Source organism: Pseudomonas hydrolytica, from assembly GCF_021495345.1.
Classification (GTDB): domain Bacteria; phylum Pseudomonadota; class Gammaproteobacteria; order Pseudomonadales; family Pseudomonadaceae; genus Aquipseudomonas; species Aquipseudomonas hydrolytica.
The window spans coordinates 980257-1002647 of the sequence record NZ_CP099397.1; the positions used below are offsets into that span (position 1 = coordinate 980257).

Sequence of the window (22391 nt, forward strand, 5' to 3'; positions counted from 1 at the left end):
AGATACCCGTATGGCCGAGCTGTTCCTGGCCTCCGCCTCGCCCCGCCGGCGCGAGCTGCTGGCACAGATTGCCGTGCCCTGCGTCACGCAAATCGCCTCGATAGATGAAAACCCGTTGCCAGATGAGCCTGCCACGGCCTATGTAGAGCGTCTGGCGCGGGAAAAGGTACGTGCCGGACTGACCGCCCTGGGCGGCCGCGCCAATGCCGTGGTGCTGGGCGCCGACACCGCCGTGGTGCTGGATGGACGCATTCTGGGCAAGCCCCAGGATTTCGCCGATTTTCAGCGCATGCTGCGCGCCCTGGCCGGACGTACCCATCAGGTGCTGACGGCCGTAGCCCTCGTCAGCGGCGATCGCGAAGCGGCGCGTGTGGTGGCCAGCGACGTCACCTTCCGCGCCCTGAGCGAGGCGGAGATCGAGGCCTACTGGGCCAGCGGCGAACCCTGCGACAAGGCAGGCGGATATGGTATTCAGGGACTGGCGGCGGTGTTCGTCAGTCGTATCGAGGGCAGTTATTCGGCGGTGGTCGGTCTGCCCTTGTGCGAAACGGCGCAACTGCTGGCGGATTTCGGCATCCCCTGCTGGCAGATGCCGACGCAAGGCTAGGTGCAGGCGCGACGTTCAGGATGGAATCGCCCATGAATTCGCGCCTGCAGAAACAATCGGCGTCACGTCGAACCGACAACGAATCCAGCGGGACGGATGCATGAGCGAAGAGATTCTGATCAATATCACGCCGATGGAGTCGCGCGTGGCGGTGGTGGAAAACGGCGTGCTGCAGGAAGTGCACGTCGAGCGCACGCAGAAGCGCGGCATCGTCGGCAATATCTACAAGGGCAAGGTGGTGCGGGTGCTGCCCGGCATGCAGGCGGCGTTCGTCGACATTGGCCTGGAACGTGCGGCCTTCATCCATGCCTCGGAGATCTCCACCCGTGAAGGCGCTGCCGTCGAACCGATCAGCGCCCTGGTGCACGAAGGGCAGAGTCTGGTGGTGCAGGTCACCAAGGACCCCATCGGCAGCAAGGGCGCGCGCCTGACCACCCAGCTGTCGATTCCCTCGCGTTACCTGGTGTACATGCCGCGCACCAGCCATGTCGGTATCTCGCTGAAGATCGAGGAAGAAGCCGAGCGCGATCGGCTCAAGCAGGTGGTGGCCGACTGCGTCGCCGCCGAGGGCATCGAGGAGGCTGGTGGCTTCATCCTGCGCACCGCGGCGGAAGGGGCCGGCGCCGACGAGATTCTCATCGACATCCGTTACCTGCGCCGCCTGTGGGACCAGATCGCCGCTCAGATCCAGAACGCCAAGGCCCCCTCGGTGATCTACGAGGACCTGTCCCTTGCGCTGCGCACCCTGCGCGACCTGGTCAGCCCGCGCACCGAGAAGATCCGTGTCGACTCGCGCGAGACCTTTCAAAAGATCACCCAGTTCGTCGCCGAGCTGATGCCGGAAATCGCCGACCGCCTGGAACACTACCCCGGCGAGCGGCCGATCTTCGACCTGTACGGCGTAGAAGACGAAATCCAGCGCGCGCTGGAGCGCAAGGTACCGCTGAAATCCGGTGGCTACCTGGTGGTCGATCCGGCCGAGGCGATGAGCACCATCGACGTCAACACCGGCGCCTTCGTCGGTCACCGCACGCTGGAAGAGACCATCTTCAAGACCAATCTGGAGGCGGCCACCGCCATTGCCCGTCAGCTGCGCCTGCGCAACCTGGGCGGCATCATCATCATCGACTTCATCGACATGGAGGACGAGGAGCACCAGCGCCAGGTACTGCGCACCCTGGAGAAGCAGCTGGAGCGCGACCACGCCAAGACCAACATCATCGGCATCACCGAGCTGGGCCTGGTGCAGATGACCCGCAAGCGCACCCGCGAGAGCCTCGAGCAGATCCTCTGCGAGCCGTGCAGCGCCTGCCAGGGCCGCGGCAAGCTGAAGACGCCGGAAACCATCTGCTACGAGATCTTCCGCGAGATCCTGCGCGAGGCTCGTGCTTACCAGGCGGAGGGTTATCGGGTGCTGGCCAACCAGAAGGTGGTCGACCGCCTGCTCGATGAGGAGTCGGGCAACGTCGCCGATCTGGAGGCCTTCATCGGCCGCACCATCAAGTTTCAGGTGGAAACCATGTACTCCCAGGAACAGTACGATGTGGTGCTGCTCTGAGCACGGGAAGCCCTGAGGTGGGTGGTCTGGGGCGTCTGTTTCTGCAGCTGCTGCGCTGGGGGCTCGGTCTGTGCGCCGCGCTGCTGGTGCTGGCGGCGCTGTATGTCAGCCTGGGTCGCGAGCTGGTGCCGCTGGTGGCCGAGTACCGCCTGGAGGCGGAGGACCACGCTAGCGAGGCGCTGGGCGTACCGGTGCGCATCGGTCGGCTGGAGGGGCGCTGGCAGGGCTTCGCGCCGGTGCTGGTGGCTCACGATGTGCAGATCGGTGCGCAGGATCTGGGGCTCGGCCTGGATCGCGTGCAGCTGCTGCCGGATATGCTCGGCAGCCTGCTGGCGCGGCAACCGCGCATCGCTCATCTGCAGTTCGATGGCCTGCAGCTGAACCTGCAGGAAGACGCCGAGGGTGCCTGGCACCTGCAAGGCTGGCCACAGCGTGACGGCCCCGACGCGGATGTCCAGCAGGTGCTGGAACAGTTGCGGATAGTGCGGCGCATCAGCCTGTTCGACAGCCGTATCGTCCTGCAGCCGCGCGACCAGGAGCCGCTGCTGCTCAGCTACGTCAACCTCAGCCTGGGTTATGGCCGCAACAGCCAGCGCCTGGATGGTCGCCTGCTGCTGCCCGATGGTCAGCCGCTGGCCTTGCGCCTGCGCACGCGGATGCAGCCGCAGAGCTGGCGCGAGGCCGAAGCCGAGCTGTACCTGAGCCTGCCGCAGAGCGACTGGGCGGCCTGGCTGCCGCAGCGCCTGACCGGCGACTGGCACCTTGAGCGCCTGCAGGCCGGCGGCGAACTCTGGCTCAAGGCGCGCGGGCTGGCCCTGCAGCAGGGTGCCCTGCGCCTGCATGCACCGCAGGTGGTCGGCGCGCATGGCGAGCAGGAGCCGATCACCCTGGACGACCTGGCCTTCAATGCCTACTTCCGTCAGGAGGCAGGCGGGGTGCACGCGCAGCTCGATTCGTTGGCCATGACCCATGGCGAGCAGCGCATTGGCGAAGTGCATCTGAACCTGGCGCAGCACGGCGCCGGCAGTGCAGAAGAGCGCTGGGCGCTGAGCGCCGACCGCCTCGATCTGGCGGCCTGGGCGCCCCTGGTGCACGCCCTGGCGCCCCTGCCGGAGGCCGCCGAGCAGGCGCTGGTCGGCCTGGCGCCGCAGGGCAGCGTCAGCAATCTGCTGCTGGACTACTTCCCGCAAGCAGAAGGCGCCGAGCGTCTGCGCTTCGCCGCCAACCTCGAGCGCGTGGGCATCGCCGCCTACCACGGCGCGCCGGCGGCAGAGAACGTCAGCGGCAGTGCGTCGGGCAATCTGTTCCAGGGCGAGTTGCGCCTGAACAGCGAAAACTTCGCCCTGCATCTGGATCAGCTGTTCCCCGAGCCCTGGCGCTACCGTCATGCCCAGGCGCGCCTGAGCTGGGCGTGGAACGACGACGGCCTGACCCTGGCCAGCCCTTACATGCGCCTGGATGGCGAGGAAGGGCAGATCGCCGGAGACATGCTGATTCGCCTGCGTCGCGATCCCGATGCCGAGGACTACATGGACCTGCGCGTCGGTCTGCGTGACGGCGATGCGGCCTACACCGAGAAGTATCTGCCGAGCCGTTCACCGGGAATGAGCGCCGAGCTGGACAAGTGGCTGAAGACTGCCATTCGCTCTGGCCGGGTGGAGGAAGGCTACTTCCAGTATCAGGGATCGCTGAACAAGGGCGCTTCGCTGGGGGCGCGCAGCCTCAGCCTGTTCTTCCAGGTCAAGGATGCCGAACTGGCCTTCCAGCCGGACTGGCCGTCTCTGCGCGAAGGCAACGGCGAGGTGCTGATCGAGGACGACGCGGTACGCGTGCGCCTGCAGAGCGGGCGTCTGCTGGACAGCCGGGTCAGCGAGGTGACCGCCAACATTCCCCTGCTGCATGACGGCAAGCCGCCGCGCCTGAAGCTCGACGGCAAGGTGCAGAGCAGCCTGGGCGATGCCATCAAGCTGCTGCGCGAAGCCCCCATCGGTACCGCCGAGATCGTTGCCGGCTGGCAGGGTGAAGGGCCATTGAGCGGACGCCTGCAGCTGGATGTCCCTTTGCAGAAAGGGCCTAAGCCGGGCGTGATAGTGGACTTCGCCACCGAGGGCGCCAGCCTCAAGCTGAGCAACCCGGATCTGCAATTGAGCCAGGTGCAGGGCGCGTTTCGCTTCGACAGCGCGTCGGGGCTCAGTGCTCCGGACGTGCGGGCGCAGGTGTTCGGGCGTCAGGTGCGCGGCAAGGTCAGCGCCGAAGGCTCGCGCGGCCAGGCGCGCACGCTCTTCGATCTGCGCGGCCAGGTGCAGGTGGAAACGCTCAGTCAGTGGCTGGGTGGTCCGCAGAAGCTTCCGGTCGGCGGGCTGCTGCCCTATCGCCTGCGGCTGACCCTCGACGGAGACGACAGTCAGCTGCGTGTCGACTCGAATCTGCGCGGCGTGGCCATCGATCTGCCCGCGCCCTTCGGCAAGACGGCCGAGCAGGAGCGCCATGCCGAGTGGCGCATGACCCTGAGCGGACGCGAGCGGCGCTACTGGGCCGACTACGAGGGGGTGGCCAGTCTCAATCTGGCGGCGCCGGCAGGGGCTCTGGCCGACGGACGCGGTGAACTTGTAGTGGGCGGCGAGCCGGCTCGGCTGCCCACTGCGCAGGGGCTGGGGGTGCGTGGCACGCTGGCGGAGCTGGATCTCGATGCCTGGAAGCAGCTGTCCGTGGATCACCCGGTAAAGGTGGACGACGACAGCCAGCGTCTGTTCCGTGGGGGGCAGCTGAATATCGGGCGTTTCCGCGGGTTTGGTCAGGAGGTCGAGCAGCTGCGCATCGGCCTGACGCGACAGGGGCAGGCCTGGGAACTGCAGCTCGACAGCGAGCTGGCGGCCGGGCGGGTGCTGCGCGCCGATGCCGAGGGTGTGCCTATCCGCATCGATCTGCAGCATGTCAGGCTGCCGGCACCCGATCCTGAGGCTGCGAAGGCCGGCGATGCGCCCGATCCGCTGGCGGACGTCGACCCCCGGCAGATTCCGGCGCTGGACATCCGTATCGAGCGCGTGCAGCGCGGCGACAAGGTGCTGGGTGCCTGGTCGCTGAAGGTGCGCCCGGAAGAACAGGGGGTGCGCTTCGACGAACTCGATCTCGACCTGCAGGGGCTGAAGATCGGCGGCAGCGCAGGCTGGCGCGGCGCGCCGGGCGCCACGCGCAGCTGGTACAAGGGGCGCATGCAGGGCGGGGACCTGGGCAAGGTACTGCTGGCCTGGGACTTCGCCCCCAGCGCCACCAGCGAAAGTTTTCGTGTCGACATCGACGGCAGCTGGCCGGGCTCGCTGGCCTGGTTCTCGCTCAAGCGTTTTTCCGGCACCTTCGAACCCTCCCTGCGCAAGGGACAGTTCGTCGAAGTGCAGGGCTCGGCGCAGGCATTGCGGGTATTCGGCCTGCTCAACTTCGACTCCATCGGCCGCCGCCTGCGCCTGGACTTCTCGGACCTGCTCGGCAAGGGCCTGAGCTATGACCGGGTCAAGGGCAACCTGCAGGCCAACGACGGTCTGTTCGTTACCCGCGAACCGATCACCCTGACCGGGCCGTCTAGCAACCTCGAACTCAAGGGCAACCTGGACATGCGCAACGAGCGTATCGACGCCAAGCTGCTGGTGACCCTGCCGGTGACCAACAACCTGCCGCTGGCCGCGCTGATCGTCGGGGCGCCGGCCGTCGGCGGTGCGCTGTTCGTGGTCGACAAGCTGCTGGGAGACAGGGTCGCGCGCTTCGCCAGCGTGCAGTACGACGTCAAGGGGCCACTGCAGGATCCGGAAATCAGCTTCGACAAGCCGTTCGAAAAACCGCAATGAGCGGACGGCTTGGCGTACTCTGTGGCAATCAGAACCGATGAGTAGCCCCATGAATCTCGCTGTGATCCAGATGGTCAGCCAGGACGACGTGCAATCCAATCTGCGCCTGGCCCGGCGCATGCTCGAGCGTGCGGCCCAGGGCGGTGCGCGCCTGGTTGTGCTGCCGGAGAACTTCGCCGCCATGGGCCGCCGGGATCTCACTGCCATCGGCCATGCCGAAGCCGCTGGTGAAGGGCCGATCCTGCCCTGGTTGAAACAGGCCGCCCGCGACCTCAGCTTATGGATAGTGGCCGGCACCTTGCCGCTGCCGCCGGATGACGAACCGCAAGGCAGGCCGCATGCCTGCTCGCTGCTGATCGACGAGCAGGGCGAGCGCGTGGCGCGCTACGACAAGCTGCACCTGTTCGACGTCGACGTGACCGATAACCGCGGCCGCTACCGCGAGTCGGACGATTTCGTTCATGGCCAGCGCCTGGTGGTGGCCGACACGCCGGTTGGGCGCCTGGGCCTGACGGTGTGCTACGACCTGCGCTTTCCCGAGCTGTTCGGCGCACTGCGTGAGGCTGGCGCCGAGCTGATCAGCGTGCCGGCGGCCTTCACCGCCGTGACCGGGGCCGCCCACTGGCAGGTGCTGACCCGGGCCCGAGCCATCGAGACCCAGTGCTACATATTGGCAGCGGGGCAGGGCGGCGAGCATCCGGGGCAGCGTCTGACCTTCGGCCATTCGGCGATCATCGATCCCTGGGGAACGGTGCTGGTGGAGCAGGATCAGGGCGAGGGCGCCCTGCTGGCCGCCCGCGATGCCGCCGAGCAGGCGGCTATCCGCCAACGCATGCCGGTGCAGCAGCACCGCCGATTTTTCTTGTCGGACGTGCCGCGTCCGATCGTTGTGGAGTGACCATGAATACGATGTTGCAATCCGTCAGCGAGCACCTGCTCGCCCCCGGCGAGCTGACGCTCGACAGCCTCAGCAGCGTGCTGGGCGAAGTCGCAGGGCCAGGCATCGATGCCGCCGATCTGTACTTCCAGAGCCAGATTTCGGAAACCTGGGTGCTTGAGGACGGCATCGTCAAGGAAGGCAGTTTCAACCTCGATCAGGGGGTTGGCGTGCGTGCCCAGTCCGGTGAGAAGACCGGTTTCGCCTACAGCAATGCGATCAGCCTCGATGCGCTGAGCCAGGCGGCGCGCGCCGCCCGCTCCATCTCCCGCGCCGGCCAGCAGGGCCGCGTGCAGGCCTTCGCCAGCCCTCAGGTGACCCAGCTGTATGCCGAAGGCAACCCGCTGGATGTGCTGGAGCGTGCCGAGAAGGTCGAGCTGCTCAAGCGGATCGACCGCGCCACGCGCGCGCTGGACCCGCGCATCAAGCAGGTCACGGTGAGCCTGGCCGGGGTCTGGGACCGCATCCTGGTGGCCGCTCATGACGGCAGCCTGAGCGCCGACATCCGTCCGCTGGTGCGCTTCAACGTCAGCGTCATCGTCGAGCAGAACGGTCGTCGCGAGCGCGGCGGCCACGGCGGTGGCGGGCGTACCGACTACCGTTACTTCCTCGAAGAGGATCGCGCCATGGGCTACGCCCGCGAGGCCCTGCGCCAGGCGCTGGTCAACCTGGAGGCGATCCCCGCGCCGGCCGGCACGCTGCCGGTGGTGATGGGCGCCGGCTGGTCCGGCGTGCTGCTGCACGAAGCGGTCGGCCACGGCCTGGAGGGCGATTTCAACCGCAAGGGCAGCTCGGCCTACAGCGGCCAGGTCGGCCAGAAGGTCGCTTCCAGCCTGTGCACCATCGTCGACGACGGCACCCTAGCCGGGCGACGTGGCTCGCTCAGCGTCGATGACGAGGGCACCCCGACCCAGTGCACCACGCTGATCGAAAACGGCGTGCTCAAGGGCTACATGCAGGACAAGCTCAACGCCCGCCTGATGGGCGTTGCCGCCACCGGCAACGGTCGCCGCGAATCCTACGCGCACCTGCCGATGCCGCGCATGACCAACACCTACATGCTGGCCGGCGAGAGCGACCCGGAGGAGATCATCCGTTCGGTGAAGAAGGGCATCTACTGCGCCAACCTGGGCGGCGGTCAGGTGGACATCACCAGCGGCAAGTTCGTCTTCTCCACCAGCGAGGCCTACCTGATCGAGGACGGCAGGATCACCGCGCCGGTAAAAGGCGCCACCCTGATCGGCAACGGTCCGGAGGCCATGAGCCGCGTGTCCATGGTCGGCAACGACCTGGCCCTGGACAGCGGTGTGGGTACCTGTGGCAAGGACGGCCAGTCGGTGCCGGTGGGTGTCGGTCAGCCGACGCTGAAGATCGATGCGATCACGGTCGGTGGAACCGGCGCGTAGATCCTGGGATGCACGCGCACCTGGGTGAGCGGAGCGGGGCGTGCCCGACGGGCGCCGGACATGCCCTGGGGAGTCAGCGCAGACCGCGTTGTATCTCGTCCAGCTCGCGGATGTACTTGAACACCTTGCGCGCAGCGGCCGGTGGCTTGTTGTGCGCAGCCTCGTGCTGGGCATGACGGATCAGCCCGCGCAGGTGCTGGCGGTCGGCGTCGGGGTAGAGCTCGACGAAACCTTCCAGCGCGCTGTCGCCCTCGCCGATCAGGCGGTCGCGCCAGCGTTCCAGGGCGTGGAAGCGCTCGTTGTATTCACGGGTGGAACTGTCCACCTGGTCGATCAGGGCGAGGATCGCCTCGATATCCTGTTCACGCATCAGCTTGCCGATGAACTGGATATGACGCTTGCGCGCGGCATTGGCGGTGTGTTTCGGCGCTTCGGCCAGGGCACGGCGCAGGGCATCGGTCAGCGGCAGCTTGGCCAGCAGATCCGCCTTGAGCGTGGTCAGGCGCTCGCCGAGATCCTGCAGGGCATGCAGTTCGCGTTTGACCTGGGATTTGCTCTTCTCCAGGGAGAAGTCGTCGTAGGAATCAGACATGGGGTGGGTCCAGAGGGAAACGCCGCCATGATAGCAGCAACCGTGACTGGCGGCCTGTGGGCGGGCAGTCGAGAGCGGGCCACTGGCGCCCGCGATACATGGATCAGGAGTGGGTTATGAGTGAAGTAGAACGGATCGGGCCGCAGGCCTTGCCGGCGCTGCAGGAACAGGTCGAGGCGATTCTCGCCGAGGCCGCGCGGCAGGGCGCCAGCGCCTGTGAAGTGGCGGTTTCCGCGGGCCAGGGGTTGTCCACCACGGTGCGCCAGGGCGAGGTGGAAACCGTCGAGTTCAATCGCGACCAGGGCTTCGGCATCACCCTCTATGTCGGCCAGCGCAAGGGTTCGGCGAGTACCTCGGCCACTGGCGAGGCCGCCATCCGCGAAACCGTGGCTGCCGCCCTGGCCATCGCCAGGCACGCCAGCGAAGACGAGTGTGCGGGCCTTGCCGACGCCGCGCTGATGGCCCGCGACATGCCGGAGCTGGATCTCTACCACCCCTGGTCGATCACCCCGGAGCAGGCCGTGGAGCAGGCACTGGCCTGCGAGGCGGCCGCCTTCGCTGCCGACGCGCGGATCAAGAACGCCGACGGCACCAGCCTCAACACGCACCAGGGTTGCCGCGTATACGGCAACAGCAACGGCTTCATCGGCGGCTACGCCAGCACCCGCCACAGCCTGAGCTGCGTGATGATCGCCGAGGGCGAAGGGCAGATGCAGCGCGACTACTGGTACGACGTCAATCGCCAGGGCGAGCTGCTGGCCGATCCTGCGGGCATCGGTCAGCGCGCGGCCGAGCGCGCGGTCAGCCGCCTCGGCGCACGGCCGGTCCCGACCTGCGAGGTACCGGTGCTGTTCGCAGCCGAGCTGGCTGGCGGGCTGTTCAGCCATCTGCTGGCAGCCATTTCCGGCGGCAATCTGTACCGTCACTCGTCCTTCCTCGAAGGCGCCCTCGGCCAGTGCCTGTTCCCCGAGTGGCTGAGTCTGGACGAGCGTCCGCACCTGCCACGCGCGCTGGGCAGCGCAGCCTTCGACGGCGACGGTCTGGCCACCTATGCCAAGCCGTTCGTGGAGAAGGGCGAGCTGGTTTCCTACATGCTCGGCACTTATTCCGGGCGCAAGCTCGGCCTGCCCAGTACGGCCAACTCCGGCGGCGTGCACAACCTGTTCGTCACCCATGGCGATGAAGACCAGCAGGCGCTGCTTCGCCGCATGGGGCGCGGTCTGCTGGTCACCGAGCTGATGGGCCAGGGCCTGAACCTGGTCACCGGCGACTATTCGCGCGGGGCTGCAGGCTTCTGGGTGGAGAACGGCGAGATTCAGTTCCCGGTGCAGGAGGTGACCATCGCCGGCAACCTGCGCGACATGTTCCGCCAGATCGTTGCCGTGGGGCGCGACCTGGAACGGCGCGGCAATATCTGCACCGGGTCGGTACTGATCGAGAAGATGACCGTCGCCGGCAGTTGAGATGGTAGAGACGACAAGGCCACCCGCGGGTGGCCTTGTTCGTTTTGGAAGCTTTACTCGCCTTCCTCGAAGTAGTTCTCGATCAGCCCGACCAGTGCTTCCAGCGCCTCGTGATCCCGTTCGCCCTCGGTGTGCAGGTGCACCGGGGTGCCCTTGCCGGCTGCCAGCATCATCACCGCCATGATGCTCTTGCCGTCCACCAGACTGTCGCTGGTGCGGCCGATGCGTACCTCGCAGGGGTAGGCGCTGGCCACGCCAACGAACTTGGCGGCCGCGCGAGCATGCAGGCCGAGTTTGTTGATGATGGTGATTTCACGTGCAGGCATCGCGGCATGGTTCCTTAGCTGAGGTCGCGGTGACGTACCTGGACGTTCTTCAGCGGTTTCTTCAGGGCCTGGCTGAGGCGATTGGCCAGGTACACCGAGCGATGGTGCCCGCCGGTACAGCCGATGGCGATGGTCACGTAGGCGCGGTTGCTGGCGGCAAAGCGCGGCAGCCATTTTTCCAGGTAGGCGAGGATGTCCTGATACATTTCCTCCACCTCCGGTTGCGCGGCGAGGTAGTCGATCACCGGCTGCTGCAGGCCGGAGAAATCGCGCAGCTCCGGTTTCCAGTAGGGGTTCGGCAGGCAGCGGGCATCGAACACCAGGTCGGCATCCACCGGCATGCCACGCTTGAAGCCAAAGGACTCGAAGAGAAAGGCAGTACCCGGTTCCGGCTGGTTGAGCAGCCTCAGCTTGAGGCTGTCACGCAACTGATAGAGGTTGAGATGGGTGGTGTCGATCTTCAGGTCGGCCAGGTCGACGATGGGCGCCAGCACCTGGGTCTCGTCGGCGATGGCTTCGGCCAGCGAGCGGTTCTCGTCGGTCAGCGGGTGACGCCGGCGGGTTTCCGAGAAGCGCTTGAGCAGCGTCTCGTCGTCGGCGTCGAGGTAGAGAATGTCGCAGCGGATATTGCGCTGGCGCACCTGCTCGAGCAATTCGGGGAAACGCCGCAGATGGCTCTGCAGGTTGCGCGCATCGATCGACACGGCCACCTGCGGCAGCAGCATCTCGGTATTGAGCAGGGCGCGTTCGGCCAGGTCCGGCAACAGGCCGGCAGGCAGGTTGTCGATGCAGTAGAAACCGTTGTCCTCAAGTACATCGAGGGCGGTGCTCTTGCCCGAGCCGGAGCGACCGCTGACGATGATCAGGCGCATGCTTATAGACCGTTCTGAATGTCCACGACCACCTGGTAGAGATCTCCGCCACTCGCTGCCTGGCGCAGACGTTCACGTACATCCTGACGGTCGAGCATGCTGGCGATCTGGCGCAGCAGCTCCAGATGGGCATCGGTTGCCGCTTCCGGTACCAACAGGACGAACAGCAGATCCACCGGCGCACCGTCGATGGCGTCGAAGTCGACGGCGGTCTCCAGGTGCAGCACGGCGCTGATCGGAGCACTGCAGCCGGCCAGGCGGCAGTGGGGAATGGCGATGCCGTTGCCGAAGCCGGTGGAACCGAGCTTCTCGCGGGCGATAAGGCTTTCGAAGATATCCTGGGCGTCCAGGTCGGGCAGGTCGCGCGCCACCAGGTTGGCGATCTGTTCGAGCACGCGTTTCTTGCTGCCGCCCGGCACGTTCACCAGGGAACGGCCGGGGGTCAGGATGTTTTCAAGTCGGATCATGGATGGGGAATGTCAGCGGGCCGTGGCGCCTTGCAGGCGTTCGAGCTGCTTTTCCTTGTGCTTGATGAGTTGACGGTCGAGTTTGTCGGCCAGCAGGTCGATGGCTGCGTACATGTCCTGGTGTTCTGCGTTGGCGACGACTTCGCCGCCGGCGACGTGCAGGGTGGCTTCGATCTTCTGCTTGAGTTTCTCGACCTCCATGGTCACCTGAACGTTGGTGATCTTGTCGAAGTGGCGTTCCAGTCGGCCCAGTTTCTCGCCGATATAGTCACGCAGGGCGTCGGTCACATCCAGCTGATGTCCACTGATGTTGACTTGCATACCGCTTTCTCCTTGTTGCCTTGTGTAAGAGACGGGTCATGTGCGACCCGCCGCCGGAACACGTTGGCCTGGGACCTGGGGTCTCCAGTCGATCTGGCCTACATCAGTCGCTTGCGCTCACTGGAGGGCGCTATGCCGAGGGACTCGCGGTACTTGGCGACCGTCCGACGGGCGACTTGGATGCCTTGTGCCTCCAGTAAACCAGCGATCTTGCTGTCGCTCAACGGCTTTTTCGCGTTTTCTGCGGCGACCAGTTTCTTGATGATGGCGCGGATCGCGGTGGACGAGCATTCGCCGCCCTCGGAGGTGCTGACATGGCTGGAGAAGAAATATTTCAGCTCGTAAATGCCACGCGGGGTGTGCATGAACTTCTGTGTGGTGACGCGTGAGATGGTCGACTCGTGCATGCCCACCGCCTCGGCGATATCGTGCAGAACCAGAGGCTTCATCGCCTCGTCGCCATAGTCGAGGAAGCCGCGCTGATGCTCGACGATCTGCGTGGCCACCTTCATCAGCGTCTCGTTGCGGCTCTGCAGGCTCTTGATGAACCAGCGCGCCTCCTGCAACTGATTGCGCATGAAGGTGTTGTCGGCGCTGGAGTCGGCGCGTTTGACGAAGCCGGCATACTGCGGGTTGACGCGCAGGCGCGGCATCGCCTCCTGGTTCAGTTCCACCAGCCAGCGGTCGTTGTGCTTGCGTACGATCACGTCCGGCACCACGTATTCCGGCTCGCTGGATTCGATCTGCGAACCCGGGCGCGGATTGAGGCGCTGGATCAGGTCGATGACCTGCTTGAGCTCGTCTTCCTTGAGTTTGGTGCGGCGCATCAGCTGGGCGTAGTCGCGGCTGCCGAGCAGTTCCAGATAGTCGCTGACCACGCGCTGGGTTTCACTGAGCCAGGGTGTTTTGGCGGGCAGCTGGCGCAGTTGCAGCAGCAGGCATTCACGCAGGTTGCGCGCGCCGATGCCGGCGGGTTCGAACTGCTGGATGCGGTGCAGCACCACTTCCACTTCGTCCAGCTCGATGTCCAGCTCGGGGTCGAAGGAGTCGGTGACTTCTTCGAGCGATTCTTCCAGGTAGCCGTCGTTGTTGATGCAGTCGATCAGGGTGGCGGCGATCAGCCGGTCCTTGTCCGACATGGGGGCCAGGTTCAGCTGCCAGAGCAGATGGCTCTGCAGGCTCTCGCCGCTGGAAGTACGGGTGGTGAAATCCCACTCGTCGTCGTCATTGCTCGGCAGGCTGCTGGCGCTGGTCTGGTAGATGTCTTCCCAGGCGGTGTCGACCGGCAGCTCGTTGGGGATGCGTTCGCCCCATTCGCCCTCTTCCAGGTTGTCCACCGTCGGCGCGGTTTCCTGGTAGCTCTCTTCCTTGGCCGGGGAAGGGGGGGCGCTCTCTGCGCCGTCGGCCATGGGGTCGCTGTTGTCGAAGTCGTCGCCGTCTTCCTGGCGCTCGAGCATGGGGTTGGATTCCAGGGCTTCCTGGATTTCCTGTTGCAGGTCCAGGGTCGACAACTGGAGGAGGCGGATAGCCTGTTGCAGCTGCGGGGTCATCGTCAGCTGCTGGCCCATCTTGAGGACTAGCGATGGTTTCATTGCAGACCTTAATTTACTGGCGAGTTACGCCTTCCACATCAGGGCGCCGAAGCGCCGCCAGGAAGCAAATTATATGCCTGAACTTCTGGGCTTTGCCTAGAGGCTGCCATATTTCTGTAGCGAAACAGCGGGCAGCCTACAGGCGGAACTCGTGGCCCAGGTAAACCTCTTTCACCGTCTGGTTGGCGAGGATGGTCTGCGCATCGCCCTCGGCGATCAGCTGGCCATCGTTGACGATATAGGCGGTTTCGCAGATATCCAGGGTTTCGCGCACGTTGTGATCGGTGATCAGGATGCCGATGCCCTTGGCCTTGAGGTGATGGATGATCTGCTTGATGTCGCCCACCGAGATCGGGTCGACGCCGGCAAAGGGCTCGTCGAGCAGGATGAACTTGGGGTTGGTGGCCAGGGCGCGGGCGATTTCCACGCGGCGCCGCTCGCCGCCGGACAGGCTCATGCCCAGGCTGTCGGCGATATGGTGGATGTGGAACTCCTGCAGCAGGTTCTCCAGCTCTGCCTGACGCCCGGCGCGGTCCAGGTCCTTGCGCGTCTCAAGGATCGCCATGATGTTGTCGGTCACCGACAGCTTGCGAAAGATCGAGGCTTCCTGCGGCAGATAACCGATGCCGGCACGGGCGCGACCGTGCATCGGCTGATGGCTGACGTCGAGGTCGTCGATCAGCACGCGGCCCTGATCGGCGCGTACCAGGCCGACGATCATGTAGAAGCAGGTGGTCTTGCCGGCGCCGTTGGGGCCAAGCAGGCCGACGATCTGGCCGCTTTCGATGCTCAGGCTGACGTCGCGCACGACCTGGCGGCTCTTGTAGCTTTTCGCCAGGTGTTGGGCTTTGAGAATGGCCATTACTGCTCTGCCTGCTGGTCCGCGGGTTTGTTCTTCGGCTGGATGACCATGTCGATGCGCGGACGCGGCGTGCTGACATTGCCGCCAGTGGCGCGGCCGGCGTTGACGATCTGGCGACGGGTGTCGTAGACGATCTTCTCGCCTTCGAAGGTATTGCCTTCCTGGATCACCTTGGCCTGATCGATCAGCACGATGCGTTCGTTGCTGGCGAAATACTGGATGGTACGGCCGTAGGCCTTGACGATTTCCTTGTCCACTGCCGGCTTCTGCTCGTAATAGGCAAGGTTGCCCACCGAGGTGAAGACGTCGATGTCGCCGCTGGCGGTCTGGGTGATGGTCACGGTGTCGCCGGTGATCTTCAGGGTGCCCTGAGTGATGATCACGTCGCCGCGGTACACCGCCACGCCCTGCTTGTCATCCAGTTCGGCGCTGTCGGCCTGGATGCGAATGGGCTGGTTGCGGTCGGACGGCAGAGCCCAGGCGCTCGCGCTTCCCAATGCGGCGCCGAGGGCGAGAATCAGGGGGAGGGTGTTAACGAACCTCATGCTGGCCTCTTACGTTGGACTGCAGGAGCATCCTGCCGTCATTCAAATACGCTTTCATTCCTTGTGCCGTGGTCACCCCGTTGGCCGCGACGATTCTAACGGCTTGCTCGGTCTGCGCATATTCCTTGTCGGGAATAACGGTCATGCGGCTGCTGGTGATGATGGTCGGGCGATTCTTGGCGTCTGTGCGGGCAATGCGCACGTCGTCGATCAGTTCTACCTCGACGCCGCCGGGCGAGACCTCGGCACGCTTGCTGGTGACGTTCCAGGGCAGTTCGTCGCCGCGGTAGAGATCCAGCTTGGGCATTTCGATAAGAGTGATGTCGGTGCTCTTGATGTGCTCGAGCTTGTCGGCGGTCATGCGGTAGTGCAGTTTGCCGTCGTCCTGATATTGCACGGAGCGTGCGCCGATCACGTAGAAGTCGATGGCCTGCTCGTGATTGCTCTGCTGGGTCCGGCGCGTGCTGTCCGGAGCGATGTTCCAGTAGCCGAGCGCCGCCACGATCACGGCGATCAGGGCAAAGATCAGGGTGTTGAGGATTTTGCGCGGCATGCTGTTCTCTACAGGTAGGCGGCCTGGGCCGCATCCAGCGTGCCCTGGGCACGCATGATCAGTTCGCAGAATTCCCGCGCCGCGCCATCGCCGCCACGCGCCTGGGTCACCCCATGAGCGTGCTGGCGCACGAAGCTGTCGGCGCTGGCCACGGCCATGCCCAGTCCGACCCGGCGCATCACCGGAAGATCCGGCAGGTCGTCGCCCAGATAGGCGACCTGCTCATAGCTTAGGCCGAGTTCGGCGAGCAGACCGTCGAGAACGACCAGCTTGTCTTCGCGGCCCTGGAACAGGTGCTGGATGCCCAGGTTGTTGGCGCGGCGCTCGACCACCGGGGTCTTGCGCCCGCTGATGATGGCGGTGCGCACGCCGGAGTTGATCAGCATCTTGATGCCGTGGCCGTCGAGCGTATTGAAGGTCTTGAACTCGCTGCCGTCTTCGAGGAAGTACAGGCGGCCGTCGGTGAGCACGCCATCGACGTCGAACACCGCCAGTTTCACCGCGCGGGCACGCTGCAGCAGGTCGTTCATCACATCACCCCCGCGCGCAGCAGGTCGTGCATGTTCAGTGCGCCGACCGGTCGATCCTGGTCGTCCACCACCACCAGCGCATTGATCTTGTGGTCTTCCATGATCTTCAGGGCCTCGGCGGCGAGCATTTCGGCGCGGGCGGTCTTGCCGTGCGGCGTCATCACCTCGTCGATCGAGGCCTGGCGCACGTCGATGCCCTTGTCCAAGGTGCGGCGCAGATCGCCGTCGGTGAAGATGCCGGCGAGGCGGCCGTCGGCTTCCAGCACCACGGTCATGCCCAGGCCCTTCTGGGTCATTTCCAGCAGCGCATCACGCAGGCTGGTACCGCGATTCACCCGTGGCAGGGCGTCGCCTGCGTGCATGACGTTTTCCACCTTGAGCAGCAGGCGGCGGCCGAGGGCGCCACCGGGATGGGAGAAGGCGAAGTCTTCCGCGGTGAAGCCGCGCGCTTCCAGCAGGGCGATGGCCAGGGCGTCGCCCAGCACCAGGCTGGCGGTGGTTGAGGAGGTCGGCGCCAGGTTCAGCGGGCAGGCTTCCTGCGACACGCGGGCATCGAGATTGACCTCGGCGGCCTTGGCCAGGGGCGAGTCCGGGTTGCCGGTCATGCTGATCAGGCGGATGCCGAGACGCTTGATCAGCGGCAGCAGGGTGACGATTTCCGCGGTGCTTCCGGAGTTGGACAGGGCCAGAACGATATCGTCCTTGGTGATCATGCCCATGTCGCCATGGCTGGCTTCTGCCGGGTGGACGAAGAAGGACGTGGTGCCGGTGCTGGCCAGGGTGGCGGCGATCTTGTTGCCGATGTGTCCGGATTTACCCATGCCGACCACCACGACGCGGCCCTTGCAGGCCAGAATCAGTTCGCAGGCCTTGATGAAGTTGGCGTCGATGCGAGGCAGCAGTTCCTGCACCGCTTCGAGTTCGAGGCGGATGGTACGCTGTGCGGAATCAATCAGGTCGCGGGTCTGGTTCATGCTCGAATGGGGCTGCCGGACGAAAAAGACGGGGATTATAAACGGAAAAGATGATCGCGCTCACCTTTGCTGAAGCGCAGCGTCATGCCGAAGCTGTCGCAAGTCTGAACGCCGTATCTGGCTGCTATTGGGCGCGATAAGCGGCAAATGCTATAGTCCGCGGCCATTTTGCCCCTCTGGCTGGCGCGTGTCCTCGCTCGTGGAGGGGGCGTCTGCCAGGAAGGCCCGATTTTCAAGGAGTTCAGATGAGCGCCGAGCACGAGTACGCGATCGAGTTGCAGGGCGTCAGCTTTCAGCGCGGTACGCGGGCGATCTTCGACAAGGTCGACATCCGCATTCCGCGCGGCAAGGTCACCGGTATCATGGGGCCGTCGGGTTGCGGCAAGACCACGCTGTTGCGTCTGATCGCCGCCGAGCTGCGGCCGTCCGCCGGCGAGGTGCGGGTGGCGGGCGTCAATCTGCCGAGCCTGTCGCGTGACGAACTGTTCGACATGCGCAAGCAGATGGGCGTGCTGTTTCAGAGTGGTGCGCTGTTCACCGATCTCGACGTGTTCGAGAACGTGGCCTTTCCGCTGCGCGTGCACACCCAGCTGCCGGAAGAGATGATTCGCGACATCGTCCTGATGAAGCTGCAGGCCGTTGGTCTGCGCGGTGCGCTGGAGCTGATGCCCGACGAGCTGTCCGGTGGCATGAAGCGCCGCGTGGCGCTGGCCCGGGCCATCGCGCTCGATCCGCAGATTCTCCTGTACGACGAGCCCTTCGTCGGGCAGGACCCCATTGCCATGGGCGTGCTGGTACGGCTGATCCGTCTGCTCAACGATGCCTTGGGCATCACCAGCGTGGTGGTGTCCCACGATCTGGCGGAAACCGCCAGCATCGCCGACTACATCTACGTGGTCGGGGATGCCCAGGTGCTGGGCCATGGTACGCCGGCCGAGCTGATGGAGTCGGATAACCCGCGCATTCGCCAGTTCATGAAAGGCACTCCGGATGGTCCGGTGCCGTTCCATTATCCGGCACCGGACTACCGCGAAGATCTGTTGGGGAGAGGTTGATGCGCAGAATTTCACCGCTCGAACGGCTGCGTCTGTTCGGTCGTGCGGGTATCGATGTGGTGGCGACCCTGGGGCGCTCGGTGCTGTTTCTCGTCGGCGCGGTGTTCGGCCGCAGTCGCGCCGGCAAGCCGCTGCAGCTGCTGATCAAGCAGCTGTTCGCCGTGGGCGTGATGTCCCTGGCGATCATCGTCGTTTCCGGCATTTTCATCGGCATGGTACTGGCCCTGCAGGGCTACAACATCCTGGTCAGCTACGGCTCCGAGCAGGCGGTGGGGCAGATGGTCGCCCTGACCCTGCTGCGCGAACTGGGACCGGTGGTCACCGCATTGCTGTTCGCCGGTCGCGCGGGGTCCGCGCTGACCGCCGAAATCGGCAACATGAAGTCCACCGAGCAGCTGTCCAGCCTGGAAATGATCGGCGTCGACCCGCTCAAGTACATCATCGCGCCGCGCCTGTGGGCCGGCTTCATCTCCATGCCGCTACTGGCGATGATCTTCAGTGTCGTCGGCATCTGGGGTGGGGCGATGGTCGCCGTCGACTGGCTGGGTGTCTACGAGGGCTCGTTCTGGTCCAACATGCAGAACAGTGTTTCCTTTTATGACGACGTGCTCAACGGCGTGATCAAGAGCATCGTCTTCGCCTTCGTGGTGACCTGGATCGCCGTGTTCCAGGGCTATGACTGCGAGCCCACTTCCGAAGGCATCAGCCGCGCGACCACGCGTACCGTGGTGTATGCCTCGCTGGCCGTGCTTGGCCTGGATTTCATTCTGACCGCTTTGATGTTTGGAGATTTCTGATGCAAAACCGCACGCTGGAGATTGGTGTCGGCCTGTTCCTCATGGCCGGTGTGCTGGCCCTGCTGCTGCTGGCCCTGCGCGTCAGCGGCCTGAGCGTCGGTACCTCGGGCGACACCTACAAGGTCTATGCCTACTTCGACAACATCGCCGGGCTCACCGTGCGCGCCAAGGTGACCATGGCCGGTGTGACCATCGGCAAGGTCACCGCCATCGATCTGGATCGCGACAGCTACATGGGCCGGGTGACCCTGGAGCTCGACGGTAGCGTCAACAACCTGCCCGAGGATTCCACCGCGTCGATTCTGACCGCGGGTCTGCTCGGCGAGAAATACATCGGCATCAGCGTCGGCGGTGACGAGGAGGTGCTCAAGGATGGCGGCACCATTCACGACACCCAGTCCTCGCTGGTGCTGGAAGACCTGATTGGCAAATTCCTGCTCAATTCGGTCAATAAAGATGAAGCCAATTGATGAGGGCTCCCCAGATGCTCAAGACCTTGCGTAATTCCCTGTTCGCGTTGCTGGCCGCCATGCCGCTGCTGGCGCTGGCTGCGCCGAGCGCCCATGAGGTGGTGCAGCAGACCACCGACACCCTGCTGGCCGATCTCAAGGCCAACAAGGAGCAGTACCGCAGCAATCCCGCTGCCTTCTACGATTCGCTCAACCAGATTCTCGGCCCGGTGGTGGATGTCGACGGCATCTCCCGTGGGGTGATGACCGTGCGCTATTCGCGCCAGGCCTCGCCGGAGCAGATGAGCCGCTTTCAGGAGAATTTCAAGCGCAGCCTGATGCAGTTCTACGGCAACGCCCTGCTCGAGTATGACAACCAGGACATCCGCGTGCTGCCGGCCGGCGGCAAGCAGGATGCCGAGCGCACCTCGGTGGGCATGGAGATCCGTGATGCCAAGGGCGCGGTCTATCCGCTGTCCTACACCATGGTGGCGATGGACGGGACCTGGAAGCTGCGCAACGTGATCATCAACGGCATCAACGTCGGCAAGCTGTTCCGTGATCAGTTCGCCCAGTCGATGCAGAACAACCGCAACGACCTGGACAAGGTCATCGACACCTGGGCCGACACCGTCGCCAGGGCGCGTCAGGCACGGGGCGAGTCGTGAGTCAGGCGAGCATCAGCGAAAGCGCGCCGGGGCAGCTGCAGCTTTCCGGCGTGCTCGACTACAGCACCGGCCCGCTGCTGCGCGAGCAGGGCGCGCGCCGGATCGCCGCCAGCAGTGCGGCGCGTCTGTCGCTCGACTGCGGCGCGGTTGAGAAGTCCAGCAGCGTCGGTCTGGCCCTGCTGCTGGCATTCGTCCGCGATGCGCGCAAGGCCGGGCGCGAGCTGGTGATCACCGGCCTGCCGGAGGACATGCGGCAGATCGCTCAGGTCAGCGAGCTGCTGGAGTTGTTGCCGCTGGAGTAGCGGTGCCGCGGGTGCGAGGCATGCGCGGCGCACTGCCGTCGTTCCGTCAGCAGCGCTGCATGCGGGGTTCGCAGGCGGGAGGCTTTTTTGTATGATGGCCGACCCGCGGGCTCAGGTGCCCGAATGCGTCAGTCGAGGTCGAGCATGCAGGCTGCAGAAGTAAAAAGCCTCCTAGAGGAAAAACTCCCGAATACCCAGGTGGAAGTGGAAGGCGAAGGCTGCAACTTCCAGCTCAACCTGATCAGCGACGAGCTGGCCGCCCTCAGCCCGGTCAAGCGTCAGCAACAGATCTATGCCCACCTCAACGCCTGGATCGCCAATGGCAGCATCCATGCCGTGACCATGAAATTCTTCAGCCAGGCCGATTGGGCCGCGCGTTCCTGAGCCTGCGGGCGACGAGATTCCTATGGACAAACTGATCATTACCGGCGGCGTTCGCCTCGATGGCGAAATCCGCATTTCCGGGGCGAAGAACTCCGCCCTGCCGATTCTCGCAGCGACCCTGCTGGGCGACGAGCCCGTCACCATCTGCAACCTGCCGCACCTGCACGACATCACCACCATGATCGAGTTGTTCGGTCGCATGGGCGTCGAGCCGGTGATCGACGAGAAGCTGTCCGTGGAAGTCGATGCACGCTCGATCAAGACCTTGGTGGCGCCCTACGAGCTGGTGAAGACCATGCGTGCCTCGATCCTGGTGCTCGGCCCCATGGTCGCGCGCTTCGGCGAGGCCGAAGTGGCCCTGCCCGGCGGTTGCGCCATCGGTTCGCGTCCGGTCGACCTGCACATCCGCGGTCTCGAGGCCATGGGCGCGCAGATCGACGTGGAAGGCGGCTACATCAAGGCCAAGGCGCCCGAGGGCGGCCTGCGCGGTGCGCATTTCTTCTTCGACGTGGTCAGCGTGACCGGCACCGAGAACATCATGATGGCCGCGACCCTGGCCAAGGGCCGCAGCGTGCTGGAAAACGCCGCTCGTGAGCCCGAGGTGGTCGACCTGGCCAACTGTCTGATCGCCATGGGGGCGAAGATCCAGGGCGCCGGCACCGACACCATCATCATCGATGGCGTCGAGCGCCTGCACGGCGCGCGTTTCAACGTGATGCCCGACCGTATCGAAACCGGCACCTACCTGGTGGCCGCTGCCGTCACCGGCGGTCGGGTCAAGGTCAAGGACGCCGATCCGTCGACCCTGGAGGCCGTGCTGGCCAAGCTGCAGGAAGCCGGCGCCGAGATCACCACCGGTCCGGACTGGATCGAGCTGGACATGAAGGGCAAGCGTCCCAAGGCCGTCAACCTGCGCACCGCTCCGTATCCGGCGTTCCCTACCGACATGCAGGCGCAGTTCATCGCCCTCAATGCCGTGGCCGAAGGCACCGGTACGGTGATCGAAACCGTCTTTGAAAATCGCTTTATGCACGTCTACGAGATGCTGCGCATGGGCGCCAACATTCTGGTCGAGGGCAACACCGCCATCGTCACCGGCGTCGAGAAGCTCAAGGGCGCACCGGTCATGGCCACCGACCTGCGCGCGTCGGCCAGCCTGGTACTGGCGGCGCTGATGGCCGAGGGCGATACCCTGATCGACCGCATCTACCACATCGACCGCGGTTACGAGTGCATCGAGGAGAAGCTGCAACTTCTCGGCGCCAAGATCCGCCGCGTACCGGGCTAAGCCT

Annotated in this window: 24 protein-coding genes; 13 read left to right on the forward strand and 11 right to left on the reverse strand. The window is 65.1% G+C overall.

Going from position 1 to position 22391, the window contains the following annotated elements; genetic code table 11:
• Window positions 1-10: 10 nt before the first annotated feature.
• The 5 genes from L1F06_RS04420 (at window position 11) to tldD (ending at window position 8347) form a co-directional block, all read left to right on the forward strand.
• Complete coding sequence (locus L1F06_RS04420) at window positions 11-607, forward strand: Maf family protein (RefSeq protein WP_129482901.1); 597 nt, start codon at window positions 11-13, stop codon at window positions 605-607.
• Between the two features lie 100 nt (window positions 608-707).
• Window positions 708-2165, forward strand: coding sequence for a ribonuclease G (rng, locus tag L1F06_RS04425; RefSeq protein ID WP_003242858.1), 1458 nt, complete (start codon window positions 708-710; stop codon window positions 2163-2165).
• 17 nt (window positions 2166-2182) lie between these two features.
• The gene (locus L1F06_RS04430; protein WP_129482902.1) at window positions 2183-6004 is read left to right on the forward strand and encodes a YhdP family protein; all 3822 of its coding nucleotides are present in this window, start codon (window positions 2183-2185) and stop codon (window positions 6002-6004) included.
• Window positions 6005-6053: 49 nt separating this feature from the next.
• The gene (locus tag L1F06_RS04435) at window positions 6054-6902 is read left to right on the forward strand and encodes a carbon-nitrogen hydrolase family protein (RefSeq protein WP_041772808.1); all 849 of its coding nucleotides are present in this window, start codon (window positions 6054-6056) and stop codon (window positions 6900-6902) included.
• A 2-nt stretch (window positions 6903-6904) separates the two neighbouring features.
• Window positions 6905-8347 carry a metalloprotease TldD gene (gene tldD, locus L1F06_RS04440; protein WP_003242861.1) on the forward strand — a complete coding sequence of 481 codons (1443 nt, stop codon included), beginning with the start codon at window positions 6905-6907 and terminating at the stop codon, window positions 8345-8347.
• A gap of 73 nt (window positions 8348-8420) precedes the next feature.
• Here tldD and yjgA read toward each other — a convergent pair whose 3' ends face one another.
• The gene (gene yjgA, locus L1F06_RS04445; RefSeq protein WP_003242862.1) at window positions 8421-8939 is read right to left on the reverse strand and encodes a ribosome biogenesis factor YjgA; all 519 of its coding nucleotides are present in this window, start codon (window positions 8937-8939) and stop codon (window positions 8421-8423) included.
• A 116-nt stretch (window positions 8940-9055) separates the two neighbouring features.
• Here yjgA and pmbA point away from each other — a divergent pair, with 116 nt between their 5' ends.
• Window positions 9056-10402, forward strand: a complete 1347-nt coding sequence (gene pmbA / locus L1F06_RS04450; protein ID WP_129482903.1) for a metalloprotease PmbA — start codon at window positions 9056-9058, stop codon at window positions 10400-10402.
• Between the two features lie 53 nt (window positions 10403-10455).
• Here the strand turns inward: pmbA and L1F06_RS04455 are convergent, their stop codons facing one another.
• The 10 genes from L1F06_RS04455 to L1F06_RS04500 form a co-directional block, all read right to left on the reverse strand.
• Entirely contained in the window at window positions 10456-10728 is a 273-nt protein-coding gene (locus L1F06_RS04455) for an HPr family phosphocarrier protein (RefSeq protein ID WP_003242866.1), read from the reverse strand.
• A 14-nt stretch (window positions 10729-10742) separates the two neighbouring features.
• Window positions 10743-11600: an RNase adapter RapZ gene (rapZ, locus tag L1F06_RS04460; RefSeq protein WP_003242868.1), complete on the reverse strand. Its 858-nt coding sequence runs from the start codon at window positions 11598-11600 to the stop codon at window positions 10743-10745.
• A 2-nt stretch (window positions 11601-11602) separates the two neighbouring features.
• The gene (ptsN, locus tag L1F06_RS04465; protein ID WP_003242870.1) at window positions 11603-12067 is read right to left on the reverse strand and encodes a PTS IIA-like nitrogen regulatory protein PtsN; all 465 of its coding nucleotides are present in this window, start codon (window positions 12065-12067) and stop codon (window positions 11603-11605) included.
• A gap of 12 nt (window positions 12068-12079) precedes the next feature.
• The gene (gene hpf / locus L1F06_RS04470) at window positions 12080-12388 is read right to left on the reverse strand and encodes a ribosome hibernation-promoting factor, HPF/YfiA family (RefSeq protein WP_003242873.1); all 309 of its coding nucleotides are present in this window, start codon (window positions 12386-12388) and stop codon (window positions 12080-12082) included.
• A 98-nt stretch (window positions 12389-12486) separates the two neighbouring features.
• Entirely contained in the window at window positions 12487-13980 is a 1494-nt protein-coding gene (locus L1F06_RS04475) for an RNA polymerase factor sigma-54 (RefSeq protein WP_129482904.1), read from the reverse strand.
• Window positions 13981-14116: 136 nt separating this feature from the next.
• Window positions 14117-14842, reverse strand: coding sequence for an LPS export ABC transporter ATP-binding protein (gene lptB / locus L1F06_RS04480; RefSeq protein WP_003242877.1), 726 nt, complete (start codon window positions 14840-14842; stop codon window positions 14117-14119).
• Window positions 14842-15387 carry a lipopolysaccharide transport periplasmic protein LptA gene (lptA, locus tag L1F06_RS04485; RefSeq protein ID WP_003242879.1) on the reverse strand — a complete coding sequence of 182 codons (546 nt, stop codon included), beginning with the start codon at window positions 15385-15387 and terminating at the stop codon, window positions 14842-14844. The genes lptB and lptA overlap by 1 nt, the downstream gene beginning before the upstream one ends.
• Window positions 15374-15940, reverse strand: coding sequence for an LPS export ABC transporter periplasmic protein LptC (gene lptC / locus L1F06_RS04490; protein ID WP_129482905.1), 567 nt, complete (start codon window positions 15938-15940; stop codon window positions 15374-15376). Before lptC ends, lptA begins: the two co-directional genes overlap by 14 nt.
• A gap of 8 nt (window positions 15941-15948) precedes the next feature.
• Entirely contained in the window at window positions 15949-16470 is a 522-nt protein-coding gene (locus tag L1F06_RS04495; RefSeq protein WP_003242895.1) for a KdsC family phosphatase, read from the reverse strand.
• Window positions 16470-17444: a KpsF/GutQ family sugar-phosphate isomerase gene (locus L1F06_RS04500; protein WP_003242897.1), complete on the reverse strand. Its 975-nt coding sequence runs from the start codon at window positions 17442-17444 to the stop codon at window positions 16470-16472. Before L1F06_RS04500 ends, L1F06_RS04495 begins: the two co-directional genes overlap by 1 nt.
• A gap of 245 nt (window positions 17445-17689) precedes the next feature.
• On the opposite strand from L1F06_RS04500, the gene L1F06_RS04505 reads away from it, so the two are divergent.
• The 7 genes from L1F06_RS04505 (at window position 17690) to murA (ending at window position 22387) form a co-directional block, all read left to right on the forward strand.
• Window positions 17690-18499: an ATP-binding cassette domain-containing protein gene (locus L1F06_RS04505; protein ID WP_003242899.1), complete on the forward strand. Its 810-nt coding sequence runs from the start codon at window positions 17690-17692 to the stop codon at window positions 18497-18499.
• A complete protein-coding gene (gene mlaE, locus L1F06_RS04510) occupies window positions 18499-19296 on the forward strand; it encodes a lipid asymmetry maintenance ABC transporter permease subunit MlaE (RefSeq protein ID WP_003242901.1) in 798 nt (265 codons plus the stop codon). The genes L1F06_RS04505 and mlaE overlap by 1 nt, the downstream gene beginning before the upstream one ends.
• Window positions 19296-19766 carry an outer membrane lipid asymmetry maintenance protein MlaD gene (mlaD, locus tag L1F06_RS04515; RefSeq protein ID WP_003242905.1) on the forward strand — a complete coding sequence of 157 codons (471 nt, stop codon included), beginning with the start codon at window positions 19296-19298 and terminating at the stop codon, window positions 19764-19766. Before mlaE ends, mlaD begins: the two co-directional genes overlap by 1 nt.
• Before the next feature lie 14 nt (window positions 19767-19780).
• Window positions 19781-20413 (forward strand): MlaC/ttg2D family ABC transporter substrate-binding protein, encoded by a 633-nt coding sequence (locus L1F06_RS04520; protein ID WP_129482906.1) that lies wholly within the window; start codon window positions 19781-19783, stop codon window positions 20411-20413.
• Entirely contained in the window at window positions 20410-20715 is a 306-nt protein-coding gene (locus tag L1F06_RS04525; protein ID WP_129482907.1) for an STAS domain-containing protein, read from the forward strand. Before L1F06_RS04520 ends, L1F06_RS04525 begins: the two co-directional genes overlap by 4 nt.
• Window positions 20716-20859: 144 nt before the next feature.
• The gene (locus L1F06_RS04530) at window positions 20860-21099 is read left to right on the forward strand and encodes a BolA family protein (protein ID WP_003242910.1); all 240 of its coding nucleotides are present in this window, start codon (window positions 20860-20862) and stop codon (window positions 21097-21099) included.
• 22 nt (window positions 21100-21121) lie between these two features.
• On the forward strand, window positions 21122-22387 hold the full coding sequence (gene murA / locus L1F06_RS04535) for a UDP-N-acetylglucosamine 1-carboxyvinyltransferase (protein WP_003242912.1): 1266 nt from the start codon (window positions 21122-21124) through the stop codon (window positions 22385-22387).
• The last annotated feature ends 4 nt before the right edge of the window (window positions 22388-22391 follow it).